This is a genomic window from Bradyrhizobium neotropicale, from assembly GCF_001641695.1.
Taxonomy (GTDB): domain Bacteria; phylum Pseudomonadota; class Alphaproteobacteria; order Rhizobiales; family Xanthobacteraceae; genus Bradyrhizobium; species Bradyrhizobium neotropicale.
Window position 1 is genome coordinate 111,249 of sequence record NZ_LSEF01000113.1, and the last position, 18,161, is coordinate 129,409.

The 18,161-nt window shown below is 63.6% G+C and carries 16 protein-coding genes; 9 read left to right on the plus strand and 7 right to left on the minus strand.

All coding sequences use genetic code 11. The features are described 5' to 3' along the window. The first annotated feature begins 124 nt into the window (after positions 1-124). The gene (locus tag AXW67_RS36835; protein ID WP_063681844.1) at positions 125-970 is read left to right on the plus strand and encodes a cell envelope integrity EipB family protein; all 846 of its coding nucleotides are present in this window, start codon (positions 125-127) and stop codon (positions 968-970) included. A gap of 120 nt (positions 971-1,090) precedes the next feature. Here the strand turns inward: AXW67_RS36835 and AXW67_RS36840 are convergent, their stop codons facing one another. Next, positions 1,091-2,836, minus strand: a complete 1,746-nt coding sequence (locus AXW67_RS36840) for an AIDA repeat-containing protein (RefSeq protein ID WP_082908167.1) — start codon at positions 2,834-2,836, stop codon at positions 1,091-1,093. 559 nt (positions 2,837-3,395) lie between these two features. Between AXW67_RS36840 and AXW67_RS36845 the strand changes: the two genes are divergently transcribed. The 3 genes from AXW67_RS36845 to AXW67_RS36855 all read left to right on the plus strand — a co-directional run bounded on the left by AXW67_RS36845 (position 3,396) and on the right by AXW67_RS36855 (position 7,469). Then, positions 3,396-5,549, plus strand: a complete 2,154-nt coding sequence (locus AXW67_RS36845) for a type I secretion system permease/ATPase (protein WP_430648747.1) — start codon at positions 3,396-3,398, stop codon at positions 5,547-5,549. Continuing rightward, a complete protein-coding gene (locus AXW67_RS36850) occupies positions 5,536-6,969 on the plus strand; it encodes an HlyD family type I secretion periplasmic adaptor subunit (RefSeq protein WP_063681846.1) in 1,434 nt (477 codons plus the stop codon). The genes AXW67_RS36845 and AXW67_RS36850 overlap by 14 nt, the downstream gene beginning before the upstream one ends. 98 nt (positions 6,970-7,067) lie before the next feature. Further along, a complete protein-coding gene (locus AXW67_RS36855; protein WP_027553076.1) occupies positions 7,068-7,469 on the plus strand; it encodes a RidA family protein in 402 nt (133 codons plus the stop codon). 43 nt (positions 7,470-7,512) lie between these two features. Here the strand turns inward: AXW67_RS36855 and AXW67_RS36860 are convergent, their stop codons facing one another. Continuing rightward, positions 7,513-7,920 (minus strand): ACT domain-containing protein, encoded by a 408-nt coding sequence (locus tag AXW67_RS36860; protein ID WP_063681871.1) that lies wholly within the window; start codon positions 7,918-7,920, stop codon positions 7,513-7,515. A gap of 314 nt (positions 7,921-8,234) precedes the next feature. Between AXW67_RS36860 and AXW67_RS43410 the strand changes: the two genes are divergently transcribed. Then, the gene (locus AXW67_RS43410; RefSeq protein ID WP_198024740.1) at positions 8,235-8,390 is read left to right on the plus strand and encodes a hypothetical protein; all 156 of its coding nucleotides are present in this window, start codon (positions 8,235-8,237) and stop codon (positions 8,388-8,390) included. Positions 8,391-8,407: 17 nt separating this feature from the next. Here the strand turns inward: AXW67_RS43410 and AXW67_RS36865 are convergent, their stop codons facing one another. Continuing rightward, entirely contained in the window at positions 8,408-9,697 is a 1,290-nt protein-coding gene (locus tag AXW67_RS36865) for a DNA polymerase IV (RefSeq protein WP_063681847.1), read from the minus strand. Next, positions 9,694-10,005 (minus strand): DUF3572 domain-containing protein, encoded by a 312-nt coding sequence (locus tag AXW67_RS36870; RefSeq protein WP_027553079.1) that lies wholly within the window; start codon positions 10,003-10,005, stop codon positions 9,694-9,696. Before AXW67_RS36870 ends, AXW67_RS36865 begins: the two co-directional genes overlap by 4 nt. A 240-nt stretch (positions 10,006-10,245) precedes the next feature. On the opposite strand from AXW67_RS36870, the gene AXW67_RS36875 reads away from it, so the two are divergent. Together AXW67_RS36875 and AXW67_RS36880 are read left to right on the plus strand one after the other, a co-directional pair. Continuing rightward, complete coding sequence (locus AXW67_RS36875; RefSeq protein WP_027553080.1) at positions 10,246-10,611, plus strand: response regulator; 366 nt, start codon at positions 10,246-10,248, stop codon at positions 10,609-10,611. Positions 10,612-10,623: 12 nt separating this feature from the next. After that, the gene (locus AXW67_RS36880; RefSeq protein ID WP_063681848.1) at positions 10,624-11,997 is read left to right on the plus strand and encodes a PleD family two-component system response regulator; all 1,374 of its coding nucleotides are present in this window, start codon (positions 10,624-10,626) and stop codon (positions 11,995-11,997) included. A gap of 426 nt (positions 11,998-12,423) precedes the next feature. Here AXW67_RS36880 and AXW67_RS36885 read toward each other — a convergent pair whose 3' ends face one another. Then, on the minus strand, positions 12,424-13,029 hold the full coding sequence (locus AXW67_RS36885; RefSeq protein ID WP_063681849.1) for a TetR/AcrR family transcriptional regulator: 606 nt from the start codon (positions 13,027-13,029) through the stop codon (positions 12,424-12,426). Positions 13,030-13,159: 130 nt separating this feature from the next. Here AXW67_RS36885 and AXW67_RS36890 point away from each other — a divergent pair, with 130 nt between their 5' ends. Next, a complete protein-coding gene (locus AXW67_RS36890) occupies positions 13,160-14,392 on the plus strand; it encodes an MFS transporter (protein ID WP_063681850.1) in 1,233 nt (410 codons plus the stop codon). A 1,239-nt stretch (positions 14,393-15,631) separates the two neighbouring features. On the opposite strand, the gene rpmG is transcribed toward AXW67_RS36890, so the two are convergent. Both rpmG and AXW67_RS36905 read right to left on the minus strand, forming a co-directional pair. Then, positions 15,632-15,799 (minus strand): 50S ribosomal protein L33, encoded by a 168-nt coding sequence (gene rpmG, locus AXW67_RS36900; protein ID WP_007603295.1) that lies wholly within the window; start codon positions 15,797-15,799, stop codon positions 15,632-15,634. Positions 15,800-15,923: 124 nt separating this feature from the next. Beyond that, positions 15,924-17,249: an LLM class flavin-dependent oxidoreductase gene (locus tag AXW67_RS36905; protein WP_063681852.1), complete on the minus strand. Its 1,326-nt coding sequence runs from the start codon at positions 17,247-17,249 to the stop codon at positions 15,924-15,926. Between the two features lie 354 nt (positions 17,250-17,603). Here AXW67_RS36905 and AXW67_RS36910 point away from each other — a divergent pair, with 354 nt between their 5' ends. Then, positions 17,604-18,158: a hypothetical protein gene (locus tag AXW67_RS36910; RefSeq protein WP_063681853.1), complete on the plus strand. Its 555-nt coding sequence runs from the start codon at positions 17,604-17,606 to the stop codon at positions 18,156-18,158. The last annotated feature ends 3 nt before the right edge of the window (positions 18,159-18,161 follow it).

An 18,161-nucleotide genomic window follows, 5' to 3' on the forward strand; every position in this document is an offset into this window, starting at 1 on the left:
GCATTTTGTTGAGGCAGTCCAGGAGGTTCAACGCGAGGCCGCAACTTTACGTGAAACGGCCGCAGTTGCGACGCAATGGGACGGTCATTAAAGTGTCGAATCTGCGTTTCCCCAGGGAATAGACATGGTGCACCTTTTCCGGACTTCGCTCGGTGTGATGGCGCTCGCTGCGGCCACTTTCGGCCCGGGCGGCGGGGCGCAGGCCGCGAGCGGCCCGTTTCTCGCGCATCAGGCGCTCTATGATCTGAGTCTCGCCAAATCGCGCTCCAACTCGGTCAACAGCGCGCGCGGCCGCATCCTCTACAATTTCACCGGCAACTCTTGCGAGGGCTACACCTCCGAATTCCGCCAGGTCTCCGAGCTCGACAGCGGCGAGGGCAAGGTCACGCTCAGCGATCTCCGATCCAATTCCTGGGAGGACGCCGCGGGCAAGAGCTACCGCTTCAGGATCGAGACGCGCATGAACGAGACGGAGGCCGCAAAGGTCGACGGTTCCGCCGAGCGCGACGGCGACCATATTAACGTCAAGCTGAAGCTGCCGGCGCCAAAGAGCTTTGCCCTCGACGGCAAGATCGTGTTTCCGACCGAGCAGATCCAGCGCATCATCGCCGCCGCCAAGGACGGCAAGTCGCTGCTCGAGCTCTCCGTCTATGACGGCTCCGATGATGGCCAGAAGGTCTACAACACGCTGACCGTGATCGGCCAGCCGATCCCCGCCGACCGCGCCATCTCGTCCGACCCGTCGACCACCGACGAGCACATGAAGTCGCTCAAGCGCTGGCCCGTCACCGTCAGCTATTTCGACCGCGACGTGCAGCAGAAGGAAGGCGAGCAGACGCCGGTCTATGCGATGTCGTTCGAGCTCTACGAAAACGGCGTCTCCCGTCAGCTCGTGCTCGATTACAACGATTTTGTGATCTCCGGCGCGCTCGGCAAGTTCGACGTGAAGGACAGCAAGCCCTGTAATTGAGGGCGAAGTTCCGCGCGCTGGCACATTCCAGCAGTGAGAAAAAAGGGCGCGGCCTCGGCGAGACCGCGCCCTCGATATTTCGGAGCTAGCGGAGCCGGGGCCCCGCCGCGCGTTCTGCCGTCAGGCCGCCAGGGCGTTGGGCGCTAGGTTCGCCTGTGCCACCGCCATGTGCTCGGTGATCATCGTGCCGCCATGTCCGTCCGAAGCCAGCGCGAAGTTCGCGGCCGAGTATTGGCCGAGCAGGATCAGCGAAGCTGAATTGAAGCCGTCGCTGAGGGTCAGCGTGCCACCCGCATTGCCGGGGGCGGCCGCATAGCCCAACGTCGTCCCTGCGCCAAAGGCGATGTCCCGGAGGTCGATGATGTCGGTGTCGCCGAAGCCCGCGATCTGCCCCGAAAACAGGTCGGAGGCGTCGAGCTGAAGCGTACCGCCTTCGCCCTGGAACGTGACGTCGATCGCCGCGCCACCCACGGCAATATGCGCAAGACCACCGGAGATGATCGTGCCGTTGGCCAAGCCGCTGTTCACGAGCTCAACGCCACCGCTGTGGACGATCGTTCCGTTGGTGATGCCGCCCGTCACGGTCTGGAGGCCGCCGCTGTTCACGACGGTGCCGTTGGCGACGCCCATGACGTTTTCCTTACCGCGATTTCCGATCTCGGCATTGTCTACGACGCCATAGATGTATTCGGTGCCACCGAGGTTCGTGGTGTTGTCCGCGGTGCCGTAGACGAACTGGTATCCGGCGCTGATGACCATGTTCGTTGCCAGGCCTCCGACCTGGATCATGGCGTAGCCGCCGGTCAGCACGGTTGCGTCTTTCGAGATGCCGCCGGTGTCGACGACCTCGTAGCCGCCGGCATAGACGGTCGCCGACTCGGAGGTCCCACCAGCGCTGACGATTTCATAGCCACCGTGATGGATGATCCCTCCCGCTGCGGTTCCTCCTGCGCTGACGAATTCGTAGCCGCCGTTGTTGATGACAGAGCCACTCGTAAAGCCGCTTGAGGTGACGACTACGTAGCCGCCGTGGTTCACCGTGGTGCCCACCGCCAGACCGTAGGCTTCCACGTTCTGCGTTCCGCTGTTGACGACCGTGCCGTTGGCGACGCCCCCGCCGAGGACGGTCTGCGTGCCTGTGCCACCATTTATCACCGTATTGTTCGCAAGGCCGTCCCATACGATCTGGGATCCGCCGCGCACCGTCGTGCCGTTGGCGGTGCCGCCGGCCAGCACATATTCGAACCCGCCGGACATGGTCGTGTTGTTTGCGACACCACCGGCTCCGATAAACTGCCACCCGCTGGTCATGATCGTGTCGTTCGCGGTGCCGAGGACGTCCTCCTGGCCACCTGCAATGGTCGTGGCGCTCGCGGTCGCGCCGCCATAGACGGCCTGGTAGATGCCGTTGCCGAGCGTCGTGCCACTGGCCATGCCGCCGGAATAGACCCATTGGGCGCCGGCGCTCAGGTTGGTCCCCGTCGCGATACCGCCGTCATAGACGGCCTGAACGCCACCGCCCGTGGTGTTGCTGGCCGTTCCGCCGGAGTAGACGTTCTGAGTGGCGCCGTCCAAGGTGGTGCCGATCGCCTTGCCACCGTTGAAAATGTTCATGACGGCGCCGCCGGCGACCGTCGCGTTGATGTCGGTGCCGAACACGTTCTCGACGGCAAGTCCGCCGAGGAAGGAATCGACGGCGGTTCCACCGGAGTCCACCACCAGCAGGCCGCCGCCATTGACGACCGTTCCGCTGGCCGTGCCACCGGCGTTGATCTCGAGCGTACCGTTCCACAGGACCAAGGTCCCGTCAGCGGTTGCCCCCGAGCCGACCTCCAAGGTATCGCCCGGTTGTACTGTCTCAGTCATCGCATTCTCCTGGAAAAATTCATTGTGTCCAATTTCCGTTCTCGCATCCCGAAGCCCGGGGTCTTCTCGATCGCGCGTCCAGTTACGATATACAAGTCAATTTTGTTATCATAACACGGTGAGTAATGGTTTATTCCCATCCATTGTTATGTGATATCGCGTCGCGCTGACGCGTCGGATTGCCGCATTAGAGTCCCGTCGAACGATGCCAGCGTCATGTCGCGGTGGATCATCAGGCGTTGACCGATGCGTCCTCGATAATAAGTACCACGCGGCTCCTATTTTCCGGGTGCTGCAGGCGCGCCGCGAGCCCGATAATGGATAATGAAGGTCAGCCAGATGCAGTTGGCGTTGACGCGAGGGCGCCCTTGATCACGGCATCGGCGTATGCCGTGTAATTGAATCGACGTTCGTATGTGAGTCGCATTCGTCGTATATAACATATATCGATAAGATATCATATGATTTTGGGCGCGGTTGCTCGCAGCGTGCCCGATGAGGGGATCTATGGAGCCGACAACCAGCCCGCCGGGGTGTCCGCGGGTAACGGAGTTGAAACATGACGGTGCTGCGCATGGCTGAGGGCGCAGCCCGTGAACTGCCCGCCGATCCTGGCCTTCACGCGATCGTTGCCCTGTTGCGCCTGAATGGCGTGGGGGCAAGCCCGGACCAGATCCGGCATCAATTCGGCGACAGGCTCGGCGTCACCGAGGTCTTGCGCTGCGCGAAGAGCTTCGGCCTGAAGGCGAGGGCGGTCGCCGCGACCTGGGATCGGCTTGCCGGGATGCCGATGCCATGCATCGCAGTTTTGCGCGACGGCGGGTTTCTGCTGCTCGGCAAGGCCGGGCACGACAAGATCATCGTCCAGGTGCCGGACGCCCCGAAACCGGATCTCATGACCCGGGCCGAATTCGAGGAAGCGTGGGATGGCCGGGCGATCCTGATCGCCAAGCGAGCGCCCCTGACCGACCTGTCCCGGCGCTTCGACATCACGTGGTTCCTGGGCGCGATCCATAAATACCGGCGGCTGCTCGGCGAGGTCCTGGTCGGGTCGCTGTTCCTCCAGCTCTTCGCTCTGGTTTCCCCGCTGTTGTTCCAGGTCGTGATCGACAAGGTGCTCGTCCATCGCAGCATGACGACCTTGGACGTCATCGTGACCGGCCTGGTTGCGATCGCGGTCTTTGAAACGATCCTCGGAACGCTCCGGACCTACCTGTTTTCGCACACGACCAACCGCATCGACGTCGAGTTGGGCGCGCGGCTGTTTCGGCATCTTCTGGCGCTTCCCATCGGATATTTCCGGGCGCGTCGCGTCGGTGACTCGGTGGCGCGGGTGCGGGAGCTGGAGAACATCCGCAATTTTCTCACCAGTTCAGCGCTCACGATCGCAATCGATCTCTTCTTCACGATCGTCTTCCTCGCGGTGATGTGGTTCTATTCGCCGCTGCTCACGCTGGTGGCGCTCTCCGCGTTCCCGTTCTACATCGCCATCTCGGCTGGTGTCAGTCCCGCGTTTCGCTGGCGTCTCGACGAGAAATTCCAGCGTGGCGCGGAGAACCAAGCATTTCTGGTCGAATGCGTCACGGGCGTCGAGACCCTGAAGGCGATGGCGCTGGAGCCGCAGATGCAGCGGCGCTGGGAGGAGCAGCTCGCGAGCTACGTGGCGGCGAGCTTTCGCGTCATCAGTCTCGGCAACACCGCGAGCCAGGCCATCCAGTTCGTCAGCAAGGTCGCGACGGCCGCAATCCTATATTTCGGTGCGAGGCTCGTCATCGGTGGCGATCTGACCGTTGGCGAACTTGTCGCCTTCAATCTTCTGGCCGGCCGCGTCAGTACGCCGGTCCTTCGTCTGGCGCAGATCTGGCAGGATTTCCACCAGGCGCGACTATCGGTTCAGCGTCTGGGCGACATTCTGAACACGGCGGCGGAGCCGGTGTACACGCCCGGGCGAGCGGCCTTGCCCGCGATCCGCGGCGACATCAGGTTCGAGCATGTCACCTTTCGTTACCGCATCGACGGTCCGGAGATTCTCAGCGACGTGAGCCTGAACGTGCCGGCGGGGCAGTTCGTCGGGGTCGTCGGCACGTCGGGATCGGGAAAGAGCACGCTCGCCAAGCTGATCCAGCGGCTCTATGTGCCGGAGAGCGGTCGTGTGCTGGTGGACGGCACCGATCTGGCGATGGTCGATCCAAGCTGGCTGCGCCGGCAGATCGGAATCGTGCTGCAGGAGAACATCCTGTTCAACCGCACCGTTCGCGACAACATCGCGCTCGCGGATCCGGCGATGCCCATCGAGCGGGTGATCGAAGCCGCCAACCTTGCCGGAGCGCACGAGTTCATCCTCGAACTTCCGGAAGGGTATGACACGGTCGTCGGCGAGCAGGGGAGCACGCTGTCGGGTGGTCAAAGACAGCGGATCGCCATCGCGCGGGCGCTCATGACAAATCCCCGCATCCTGATCCTCGATGAGGCCACGAGCGCGCTCGACTATGAGAGCGAGCGGATCGTCCAGCAGAACATGGCGCAGATCGCGAAAGGGCGCACGGTCTTCGTGATCGCGCATCGCCTTTCGACCCTGCGCATGGCCCACCGGATCATCACGATGGACCGTGGCCGCCTGATCGAGGACGGCACCCATGAGGAGCTGATCAAGACAGGCGGGCGATACGCCACGCTGTTCCGGCTGCAGGCAGGGTTGCATGAAATCAGCTAGCGGGGTGGTGCCGTTCCCGGTCATCAAGGCGCCGGCCAGGGGCAAGGACGAGATTGCATTCCTGCCGGCCGCGCTGGAGATCGTCGAGGCGCCGCCCAATCCCGTCGGGCGCGCTGTCGGTGCCGTGATCGTCGCCGCCTTCTCGGTGGCGATCGTCTGGGCTTGCCTCGGGACCGTCGATATCGTCGCGGTAGCGCCGGGCAAGGTCATTCCGAGCGGCCGAACCAAGGTGATCCAGCCGTTCGAAACCAGCGTGGTGCGCGCCATCAAGGTCGTCGATGGCCAGACGGTGCGGGCGGGGGACGTGCTGGTCGATCTCGACTCCACGATGAACGAGGCTGAGCTTGGGCATCTCAGGAGCGATCTTGCAGGCGCGCAGCTCGAGGCGGCGCGGTTGCGCGCGGCTCTTTCCGATGCCGGTGATCCAGTTGCGAACTTCCAACCACCCGAGAACGCTCCCGCCGACCTCGTGCGGGTCCAGCGACGGCTTCTGTCCAGCCAGACTGTCGAACAGAACGCCAAGCTCGCATCGATCGAACATCAGGTCGCGCAGAAGGAAGCCGAGCGCGCGACGATCACGGCCTCGATCGGCAAGCTCGAGGCAACCATCCCTCTGTTGCAACAGCGGGTCGATATGCGCAAGCTCCTGTTCGACAAGGAATTGGGATCGAAGCTGTTCTATCTCCAGGAACTTCAGGATCTGGTGGGCCAGCAGCAGGAGCTTCTGGTTCAAAAGAGCCGCTACAAGGAGGCTGATGCAGCTCTGGCCGCGCTGGCGGAGACCAGCACGAAGACGACGGCCGAATATCAGCGCTCGCTGTCTGATGACCTCGCAAAAGCCGAGCAGAGGGCTGCGGGTCTCATGCAGGATGTCGTCAAGGCCGAGCAGAGGAAGAGCTTTCAGCGCCTGACCGCTCCCGTCGATGGCGTCATCCAGCAGCTTGCGATCCACACGGTTGGCGGTGTCGTTACGCCCGCGCAGGCGCTGATGGTGATCGTGCCGCTGGAGAGCCGGCTGGAGATCGAGGCGATGGTGTCGAACCGCGACATCGGGTTCATCGAGGTCGGCCAGGACGTGGCGCTCAAGATCGATACATTCAATTTCACCCGGTATGGCCTGCTGGACGGCAAGGTCTCGAGCGTGTCGCACGATGCGATCACGCGCGACAAGCCGCTGGACAAGAGCGGTGAAAAGTCTGCGGGCACCGAGCAGGACAGCAGCGAACCCAAGGGGCAGGAGCTGGTCTATTCGGCCCGGATATCCCCCAGCCGGGACCGAATGCTGATCGAGGACAAATACGTCAGTCTCTCACCCGGCATGGCCGTGAGCGTCGAGATCAAGACAGGGACCCGTACGATCATCAGCTATCTCTTGTCGCCGCTGGCGCGGTACCGGCACGAAAGCATGCGGGAGAGATAGCAGCGCGAGGGCGCGGTCCGTCGCATCTTCCGGCTGGTCCGGAAGTCGCGATCCGGATAAGCTTGCACCCAACTAAAAAATGCCAGGGAACCAGCATCATGCCCAAGCTCGATCATCTCCGTCCCAGCGGCCTGCATCACAATCCGGCTTATTCCCACGTCGTCACGGCCTCCGGTGCGCGCACCATCTACATCTCCGGGCAGGTGTCCGTCGACGAGGAGGGGCGCGTGGTCGGTGAGGGCGATCTCGCCGCGCAGACGACGCAGGTGATGCAGAATCTCGGCCTGGCGCTGAAGGCGGCCGGTGCGAGCTACGCCAACATCGTGAAGATCACCACCTTCGTGGTGAACTACAAGCCGGAGCTCCGTCCCATCATCGGCAAGGCCCGCTCGGTCTTCTTCGAAGGCATGGACCCGCCCGCCAGCACCCTGGTCGGCGTCACCGCACTCGCCGCGCCGGAATGGATGATCGAGATCGAAGCGGTCGCGGTCGCGGATTGAGGCCTCGAATTTCGAGCCCGGATGGAGCGCAGCGTAATGCGGGCTACCTTTGCTTCGCTTTCGACATCGCCTGCAGAACAGCCAGAGCTTCGTCGGCCCTGTCCGTGGGCACGAAGAGGTGATCGTGATAAAAGGCCGAGACGGCGTTCACGCTGATGCCGGATTCGGCCAGACGCGACGTGACCGCGGCCAGAAGACCCACTGCATCGAGTGCGGAATGAATCGTCAAGGTGATCAGGCGCGCGGCGAACGCGTAGCGTAGTCCCGCCGCTTCGGCCTCTTCACGCTGGATCACGAGCGTGGTTCCTTCCTGCTCGCGGAACGTCAGCAGCGGGTGGACCGCCGCCGGAGGGCGCTTGTTCGGCCGGACCGTGCAAAACACGAAGGTGCCTTCCTGCATCTCCGGTTTCATGTCCCTCAACAGCGCGTCGAGATCACGTTCGCCTGTCACGATTGCCAGCCTCTCAGGTTGCAGCGCTGCAACCCACACCCCGTCATTGCGAGCGTCGAAGCAATCCAGAGTGTCGCCGCGGAAGGACCCTGGATTGCTTCGCTGCGCTCGCAATGACGATCTTGGATCAGCGCGTCGGATAGGGAGAGCTCTTGCGAAAGCCACCAGCACCGTAAATCAACGGGGGGCTCGCCAACATACCTTTGTATATCTCCTCTATTCCTTCTCATGCTCTGCTCTAACGCTCGTACAATTGAGCCCCGGGCGGGCGATTCTTACACTTGAGCCAACTCGGATCACTGCGAGGCCGCTCAATGAACGTCATCATTCGACAGCTCAACGGCTTGTGGCATCTCATCGTCGGGTCTTGTCAGATCCGAACACCGTTCCTGGCAACTCAGGACCGGCATCTGGTGGTCCAATACGCCCGGCGCGTCTATCCCGGCGCCAGGATCTTCGAGCACGACTGACTTCGGCCCGGCCAACGTCACTCTGGCGCCTTCTCCGGCCCCTCATACGAGATGCCGCGGATCACCGCGGCGTTGCCGAACTTCTTGCGCAGGCCGTCGATCGCGCGCTCGGCGTGGGCGGCGCGGCGGTCGAGCATGTCGGTGTCGTCGGCCGCAGAGCCGGTGCGCAGCGCGCTGACGCCGGCGCCCATCAGGCGGAAGGCGGTGCCGTCGATCTCCTTGGCCAGCATCTCGCGGCAGATCGCAAAAATCTTCGCGGCGAGCTGGGTCGGACCCGCGATCGACTGCGATCGCGTGCGCTGGCGGAAATCGGCGGTCTTCAGCTTCAAGGTGATGGTCGTGCCGGCAAGCTCGCTGCTCTTCAGCCGCGAGGAGGTCTTCTCGCAGAGCCGCCACAGGATTTTCTCCAGCGTCGCGAAGTCGCGGATGTCGGTCTCGAACGTGGTTTCGCTCGAGATCGTCTTGGCGCCGCGGTCGGGCTCGACGCGGCGGTCGTCGATGCCGCGCGCGAGCCGCCACAGCCGGCGGCCATCGCTCGGGAATTGCCGCATCAGCTCGATCTCGTCGGCCTTCTGAAGGTCGGCGATGATGCGGAAGCCGCGCTGCGTCAGCCGCTCCTGGGTCGCAGGTCCGACGCCGAAGATGAAGCCGACCGGCTTCTCCGCCAGCATCAGGCGTGCTTCCTCCTGGTCGAGCGCGGCAAAGCCGCGCGGCTTGTCGAGGTCGGAGGCGATCTTGGCCAGGAACTTGTTGCAGGACAGGCCGACCGACACCGTGATGCCGATGTCGTGCTCGACGTCGCGGGCAAAGCGCGCCAGCACTTTTGCGGGAACCATGCCGTGAACGCGTTCGGTGCCGGAGAGGTCGAGAAAGGCCTCGTCGATCGAGAGCGGCTCGACCAGCGGCGTCAACGCCTGCATGGCCTGGCGCACTTCACGGCCGACGCGGACATATTTCGCCATGTCCGGCCGGATCACGGTCGCATGCGGGCAGGCGTCCAGCGCCTTATACATCGGCATGGCCGAGCGGACGCCGAAAGTGCGCGCGATGTAGCAGGCAGCCGACACCACGCCGCGCTTTCCGCCGCCGATGATGACCGGCTTGTCGGCGATATCAGGATTGTCGCGCTTCTCCACCGTTGCGTAGAAGGCATCGCAGTCGATATGGGCGATGGTCAGCGCCGACAGCGCACGGTGGCGGACGAGGCGAGGGGAACCGCAGGCGGAGCACCGCCGCACCCCCATGTCCAGATCGGCCAGACAATCCCGGCAAAAGCAGCGGGGCCCGGCCGCCTCCAGGGTGCTCACGGCACGTCGCGCTCCCAGGGCCGGTCGCCGAGCGCGTCGCCCAGCACCTGCCGCGCTGCGGCAATGTTGGTCGGATGCAGTTCCGAGGCGGCCGCAAACGCCTTCACGGTCGCGTCATCGCGCAGCACGAAATCGAGTATGCTGAGCAGGAAATTCGGGTTCGAGGCGGCGCTCCGGAGCGTCTCCGGGCCGACACCTGTCTCGGCCAGGAACAGGCCCAGCCGCTCAGGCTCGCTCGCGACAAAAGAGAGCGCCTGAATCGCAACGATTTCAGCTACTTCGCGGGGGGTGTGAACAGGCTTTTTCAAGCGCCCGATTTGCCTTTCCGTTAACTTTCGGTCTCTAATTTGGAATCATCATGCCCGAGTCTCGCGGCTCTGTCTTGCGACCCCAGACAAGCAACTGGAACCACATCGCAGAAAGTCGGCCCTCGGGTTTAACGAAACTAGAGCGAATCTGAGGCTAGTTTGAATCCAGTTTTTGAAGCGCCGGCGAGAGGCGCCTGAGGCGTCACATGTATCGGTCTCCTTGCCAAACGGGAGGACGGGATGGCTAAGACCGTCCTGATCGTGGAAGACAACGAGCTCAACATGAAGCTCTTCCGCGACCTGTTGGAGGCGCACGGCTACCAGACCTCGGGCACCAGCAACGGCTACGAGGCGCTCGATCTCGTTCGCAAGATGCGTCCCGATCTCGTGCTGATGGATATCCAGTTGCCGCAGGTGTCGGGCCTGGAGGTGACGCGCTGGATCAAGGACGATCCGGAGCTGCGCACCATTCCCGTCGTCGCGGTCACGGCCTTCGCGATGAAGGGCGACGAAGAACGCATCCGCGAGGGCGGCTGCGAAGCCTATTTGTCGAAGCCGATCTCGGTCGGCAAATTCATTGAGACGGTCCGGCGTTTCATCGGGTAGGGAGTGAGTTAAGTGTCCGCGCGTGTCCTGGTCGTCGATGACGTCCCTGCCAACGTCAAACTGCTGGAAGCCCGTCTCTCCGCCGAATATTTCGACGTGATGACCGCTGCGAACGGCACCGAGGCGCTGGCGATCTGCCGCCGCGCCGAATGCGACATCATCCTGCTCGATGTGATGATGCCCGACATGGACGGTTTCGAGGTCTGCCGCCGCCTGAAGACCGATCCGGCGACGCACCACATCCCCGTCGTGATGGTGACGGCGCTCGACAGTCCCGCCGACCGCAACCGTGGGCTGGAAGCCGGTGCCGACGATTTCCTCACCAAACCCGTCTCCGATGTCGTGCTGATCGCGCGCGTCCGTTCGCTGACGCGGCTGAAGATGATGACGGATGAGCTGCGCATGCGCGCCATCACCTCGCTCGAGATCGGCATGCAGGCGCCCGAACGGAGCGCCGTGGCCGACACCGGCAAGGGCGGCCGCATCCTGCTGGTCGACGACCGCCAGTCCTCCTATGAACGGCTGGCGACGCAACTCGCCGCCGAGCACACCGTCGATGTCGAGCCGAATCCGACGGAAGCGCTGTTCCACGCGGCCGAAGGCAATTACGACCTCCTGATTGTCTCGCTCGACCTGAACAATTTCGACGGCCTGCGGCTGTGCAGCCAGGCGCGCTCGCTGGAGCGCACGCGCCATGTGCCGATCCTCGCGATTGCGGATGCCGAGAACTCGACGCGGCTGCTCCGCGGCCTCGAAATCGGCGTCAACGACTATCTGCTGCGGCCCATCGACAAGAACGAGCTTCTGGCGCGCGCCCGCACCCAGATCCGCCGCCGCCGCTACACCGATCACCTGCGCGACAACGTCCAGAACTCGATCGAGATGGCGATCACGGACGCGCTCACCGGTTTGCACAATCGCCGCTACATGGAGAGCCATCTGGCGACGCTCGCCGAGCAGGCCTCGACCCGCGGCAAGCCGCTCGCGCTGATGATCCTGGACATCGACTACTTCAAGTCGATCAACGACAATTACGGCCACGATGCCGGCGACGACGTGCTGCGCGAGTTCGCGGTGCGCGTGCGCAAATCGATCCGCGGCATCGATCTCGCCTGCCGCTACGGCGGCGAGGAGTTCGTGATCGTGATGCCGGAAACCGACCTCCACGTCGCCGGCATGGTCGCCGAGCGCCTGCGCCGCTCGATTGCCGGCGAGCCGTTCGCGATCCACAAGGGCACCAAGCGCATCGAGGTCACGATCTCGATCGGGCTCACCACGCTGGAAAAGAAGGGCGAGGCGGTCGCCGACGTCCTCAAGCGCGCCGACACCGCGCTCTACCGCGCCAAGCACGACGGCCGCAATCGCGTGGTGTCGCAGGCGGCGTGACGCGGGGCGGGTGAGGGGGCGCGTCGTCTGCGCCTCATCCTCAGCCGTCGTCCCGGCCTGGTGCGGACGGGGGCAGTCACAAAAAATCTCGAAAACAACCCCATGCAAAGTAGCCTATGACCGGCGGAGGATGCCTCGTGCGTCCGTAGAGCCGTTTGACACGTCGGGCAAAACACCGGCATTATTTCATCATCCCGCACTGGCACGTGGGGCGAACTCCGCTGCCCCATACTCGCTGTCATTCCCCGCGACCCGGCTACGCCAAGGCTTCGCCGGAGCGTACGCTGTTGGGCAGCCGAAGCTTCAGCGTAGGCGGCAAGCGGGGAATCCAGTACGCTGCGGCTTCTCCGTATCCAACGACCGTCTCTGAGATACTGGATCACCCGCTTTCGCGGGTGATGACATCGCGTAGTGCGGTGACAGTGGTCACTGCGGCGAACGCTTGCCCTTCACGGGCTTCGCCGTACCATCGCCCACATCCACACCCGCATTCCGCAGCAGCACCTTCGCTGCTTCCTTCGCCGCGCGGGCCATCGCGGGATCGTCGCGTACGAGGTCCTGCGCAATCGAGCCGTCGACCAGCAGGACGAGCTGGGTCGCGAGTGCGTCGGCCTCAGTGACACCGAGCGCGTTCAGCCGCTCGCGAAACCAGACGCGGCGGCTTTCCTTGAAGGCGACCGCGATCTTCTTCACCGCGCGGTCCGCAGGCCCGAGCTCGGCGACCGCATTCACGAACGGACAGCCGCGAAAATCCTTCGCAGCAAATCGCCGCTCCAGCAAATCGAAGGTGGCGAGGATCTGCTCGGCCGGCGGCTTGTCGGACGGGCGCGGCTGCACGAAGCGGCGTTCCAGATAGGCCGCGATCAGCGCGTCCTTGGAGGGGAAGTGGTTGTAGAGCGTGCGTTTGGAGATGCCGACCTCGGCCGCGATGGTGTCGACGCCGATGGCGCGAATGCCTTGCAGATAGAACAGCTTGTCGGCGGTCTCGAGGATCCGCTCCTTCATCGTCTGTTGGGTGGGCGGGGGAGCCATGCGTCGGAATAAGCCCTCTTCGCTTGACAGCACCAGCCTTCTATAGGGTAAGTAAACAGGTCTGTGTAGCTAAAATCAACGGGAATCGCAGACGACGGCTATCGTGCCGCGCCCACGAGGGAGAACAAAAATGCCCCTGTTGCAGGTCCTGCGTCCGACATTGCCCATCCTGATCGGCGCCTCGATCATGCTGACGCTGAGCATGGGGCTGCGACAGAGCCTCGGCATCTTCCTGCAACCGTTGACGCATGACATCCACATCTCGGTGTCGGATTTTACGCTGGCGCTGGCCGTGCAAAACCTCGCCTGGGGCTTCCTCCAGCCGCTCGCCGGCGCGATGACGGTGCGCTATGGCTTCCGGCCCATCATGATCGTCGGCTCGCTGATGTACATTGCGGGCCTGGCTTTGATGGCGACCGCAGGCGGCCTCATCAGCGTGATGGTCGGCGGCGGCGTGCTGATCGGCACGTCGCTGGCCTGCACCGCGGCGGCGATTGCGATGTCGGTGGCGGCACGCGCCGTCCCTGCGACGGTGCGCTCGACCGTGCTCGGCATCGTATCCGGTGCGGGCTCGCTCGGCGCGCTCTTGTCGGCGCCGATCGGACAGATGCTCAACGAGGGTTTCGGCTGGCGCATCGGGCTCGCCGGCTTCGTCGTCATGTCGGTGCTGATGATTCCCGCCGCATGGTATGCGGGGCGCATCGACAGGATTCCGCTGCCGAAGCCGGCCGCCGATGATATCGGCGATGCCACCGCTGCGACGGCGGCGAAGGCGGCGTTCGGCAATGCCTCGTTCGTGGTGATGACTTGCGCCTATCTCGTCTGCGGCATGCAGCTCGTTTTCCTGACTACGCATCTGCCGTCCTATCTGGCGATCTGCGGTCTCGATCCGATGCTGAGCGCGCAGACGCTCGGCATGATCGGCGGCTTCAACGTGCTGGGCTCGCTGTTCTTCGGCTGGGCCGGTCAGCGCTGGAACAAGCTGGCGCTGCTGGGGGCGATCTACATCCTGCGCTCGCTCGCGCTCGCCTGGTATTTCACGCTGCCGGCAACATCAGCTTCGACGCTGCTGTTCGGCGCGATCATGGGCTTCCTCTGGATGGGTGTCGGCCCGCTTGTCGCGGGCGCCGTCGCCGAGATGTTCGGCCTTCGCTGGCAGGCGATGATCCAGGGCCTTGCCTTCATGAGCCACCAGATCGGCAGCTTCCTCGGCGCCTATGGAGGAGGGGTGCTCTACGATGCACTCGGTTCCTACACCATGGCCTGGCGCATCGGTGTGGCGCTCGGTCTTGCGGGCGGCATCATCCAGGTCGCATTCGCGCTGATCCGGCCGTCGCAGCCACCGGTGCTGCGCACGGCATAGATGAGGCGAAGGCTCGCGGGCGTCAGCGGCTCGGCGCAGCAGCGTTGCACGCCGGTGCATGAGAAGGGGTAGGGCTGCCACCCGCACTCCGTCATTGCGAGCGTAGCGAAGCAATCCAGAATGCCTCCGCGGAACGAGCCTGGATTGCTTCGTCGCAAGAGCTCCTCGCAATGACGCGTGGAGACGCAGCGTGTCTTCGAGGGAGACGGAGCGCATGGTTGCGTGCGTCAGCCCTTAAGCTTCAAACGATGCCGCGCTGTTAGCGCGGACGTCCCGACCGCTTGAGTTCTGCGACCTTGAACCTGTTGCCGGCCTGCAGGCTGCTGCAAAACCAGTGGGCTCTGTTTCGAAACTCGCCCAGGAACACCTTGGTCTCGACGCAATCCACGTAGGATTTATGGGTGATAGTGTCTCGGCACGTTGGCGAGAGAGGGCCATAGTTCAATCCTCCGCCCGACTCGCTGCATCCAACCCAGGGATCTTTGCCGTGTGGGAAGCTTGATGCACAGCCACCGTTGCAGCTGCTGGCTACTTTCTCCAGGCTTGCAATCCTGCCCAAGACCGAATCTGGTGCAGGTGTCCGTGCGGTTGATGACGTTCCAGCGGTTGATGCTGTCCGACGCGATGACACCGAGCTTCCTGTCTGCTTCGGCGCAACCGGCCTTGCCAACTGCTTCGGCGCGTCGACCGTGACGGGGGGAAGGGCGGAGCCCGCTGTGATTTGTGATACGGCCGGACCGCACAGCAAGACAGTCGACAGGACGGCGAGGGCCGAGGGCGCGGCAAAGCTTGGCGACAATCGCATGACATAGCCTCCCAAATTCGGGACGGGACGCCGTCCCGCTATGTGCACGGTAACATACATTCCGAGTTGAGCAACTGAGGGTTGAACAGATATCTGCCGATGACTGCTTCTGGCTCAATACTGACTTGGCTGGATGACATGGCTGGCTCTGCCGCCTGTGCGCACAACGGTTGCGACAACTTTGAGAGCACACGTCCACGCGCGGCCCGCGTGCCCCGAACGCAGCGTAGCGCCGAGTTGACGGTGCGCTGCTGAGCCGGGGCCCATGTCTCGGAGAGTGCTGTGTCGCTGTCCGGGCCCGGCTCTGCGGCGAGCGCGTCGAAGACGCGTGTGAACGCGCTTATGGAGCTGCGCCGCGTCCGGGACACGAGCGGAGCCAAAAATGAAAACGGGGCCCGAAAGGGCCCCGCAAAAGTCTTCAGCGTTCCGCGATCTTACTTGATCTTGGCTTCGCGGAATTCGACGTGCTTGCGCGCGACCGGGTCGTACTTCTTCTTGACCAGCTTGTCGGTCATGGTGCGCGAATTCTTCTTGGCGACGTAGTAGAAGCCGGTGTCAGCCGAGGACACGAGCTTGACCTTGATGGTGACCGCTTTGGCCATGTTCAGGACCTCAAAAATGAAGGGAATCTGGAGCCGGCCAAACGGCCCGCGTTGGCCGGCAACCTAGCCAGAAACCGCCGGAAGTCAAGGTTTTAGGGCTAGAAAAGCACCCAAATCGGACCCATCACGCCTCAAAGAACCGGTTTTTCGGCCGCGGCAGGCCCAGATTCTCTCTCAAAGTGGCCCCCTCATACTCTTTGCGGAAGATTCCGCGCTGCTGGAGCTCCGGGACCACCTTGTCGACGAAATCGTCAATGCCGGCTGGCAGGAACGGGAACATGATGTTGAATCCGTCCGAGCCACGGCCGACCAGCCATTCCTCCATTTGGTCGGCGATGGTCTTGGCGGTGCCGACGAAGGAGAGGCCGCCATAGCCGCCGACGCGCTGGGCGAGCTGGCGCACGGTCAGCTTGTCGCGCTTCGCCAGATCGACCATCCGCTGCCGGCCGCTCTTGCTGGCATTGGTCTCGGGGATTTCCGGCAACGGCCCGTCCGGATCGAAGCCGGATGCATCCGTGCCGAGGATGACGGAGAGCGAAGCGATGGCGCTGTCGTAGTGCACGCGGCTGTCGAGCAGGGCGCGCTTCTCCTTGGCCTCGTCGACGCTGTCGCCGACCACGACGAAGGCGCCCGGCAGGATCTTCAAATGCTCGGGGTCGCGGCCGATCTTCTCCATGCGGCCCTTGATGTCGGCATAGAGCTTTTGCCCGTCGGCGAGGCTGCCGCCACCGGTGAACACGGCTTCCGCGGTTTCGGCTGCGAGCTGCTTGCCGTCCTCGGAGGCGCCGGCCTGCACGATCACCGGCCAGCCCTGCACGGGACGGGCGATGTTGAGAGGGCCGCGCACCTTCAGATATTTGCCGTTGTGGTCGAGCACATGCATCTTCGACGGCTCGAAGAAAAGGCCCTGCTCGACATCGCGCACGAAGGCGTCGTCGGCGAAAGAGTCCCACAGGCCCGTGACGACATCGTAGAATTCGCGGGCGCGCTTGTAGCGCTCGGCGTGCTCCATGTGGTCGTCGAGGCCAAAATTCAGCGCCGCGTCGGGGTTCGAGGTGGTGACGATATTCCAGCCGGCGCGGCCGCCGCTGATGTGGTCGAGCGAGGCAAAGCGGCGCGCGACATGGTAGGGCTCATCGAACGTCGTCGATCCCGTCGCGATCAAGCCGATCCGCTCGGTGACGGCGGACAGTGCCGACAGCAGCGTGAACGGCTCGAACGATGTCACCGTGTGACTGCGCTTCAGCGCATTGATCGGCATGTTCAGCACGGCGAGGTGATCGGCCATGAAGAAGGCGTCGAACTTGCCGGCTTCGAGCTTCCGGATCAGCGTCTTGATGTGATCGAAATTGAAATTGGCGTCCGGCCAGGCTCCGGGATAGCGCCAGGCTCCGGTGTGGATGCTGATCGGGCGCATGAACGCGCCAAGCTTGAGTTGCCGTTGTGCCATCGCGCCCTGTCCGTTCTGGGGTGTCGGTCGACATCACATAGGTGCGGCCTCCGTCGGCGCCACGGGGACGGTGCGGAACAATTTTTCGTTTTTCGGTCGTCCCCCAGCACAATCGTCATTCCACATTGCGCAAGTGCGCAATGGGGGCGCGCGTCAGCGCGAGCCCGGAATCCATCGGACCGCAATGACCGCGAAAGCATGGATTCCGGGCTCGCGCCAGGAAGCGCGCCCCGGAATGACGGGAGGAGGGGCTCCCTCGCCCCGGAATGACGGAAGAGGGAGGGACTCCTCCATCGAACCGATCGGCCGCCCGGGCCGACCAAGCCATGACTTCGGCCCGCGTGGAGACTTCCGATGGCAAGCGCAATGACGGTGGACGGCACAATCCGCATCGACTGGTCCATGCCCTGGATCGGCCGGCTGCTGTCGCTGCCGCTCCTGGCGGCGAGCGCCTATCTGCTGTGGAATGTCGCCCTGGGCCTACAGCAGGACTTCTCCGGCTTCGGCCGATTGGCCGATGACCTCGTGCCCGTGCTGGTGTTCACCGGCCTCGGGCTCCTCGTCGGCATACCCGGCCTGATCTTGCTCACGTTTCGCTACTTCGTCGTTCTCAACGAATCGCTGCGCCAGATCGTCATCACCAGGCAGTTCGGCCCGCTGAATATTCGCAGCCTGCGCAATCTCGCCGATTATCATCTGATCAGCATCACGGACGACTACGATCCGCAGCTCACGACGTATGACGTCAGCCTCTGCGGCAACAAGGGGACTGCGCCGATCACGCTGTCGAGCTTCACGACGCGCGACGAGGCGAACAGGTTCGCAAACGAGCTTGGCCGCGTCCTCAAGCTTCCGGCGCGCGACTATGTCGGCACCGAGCCGGATGCGGATGACGAGGCCGAGAGCTGAGAT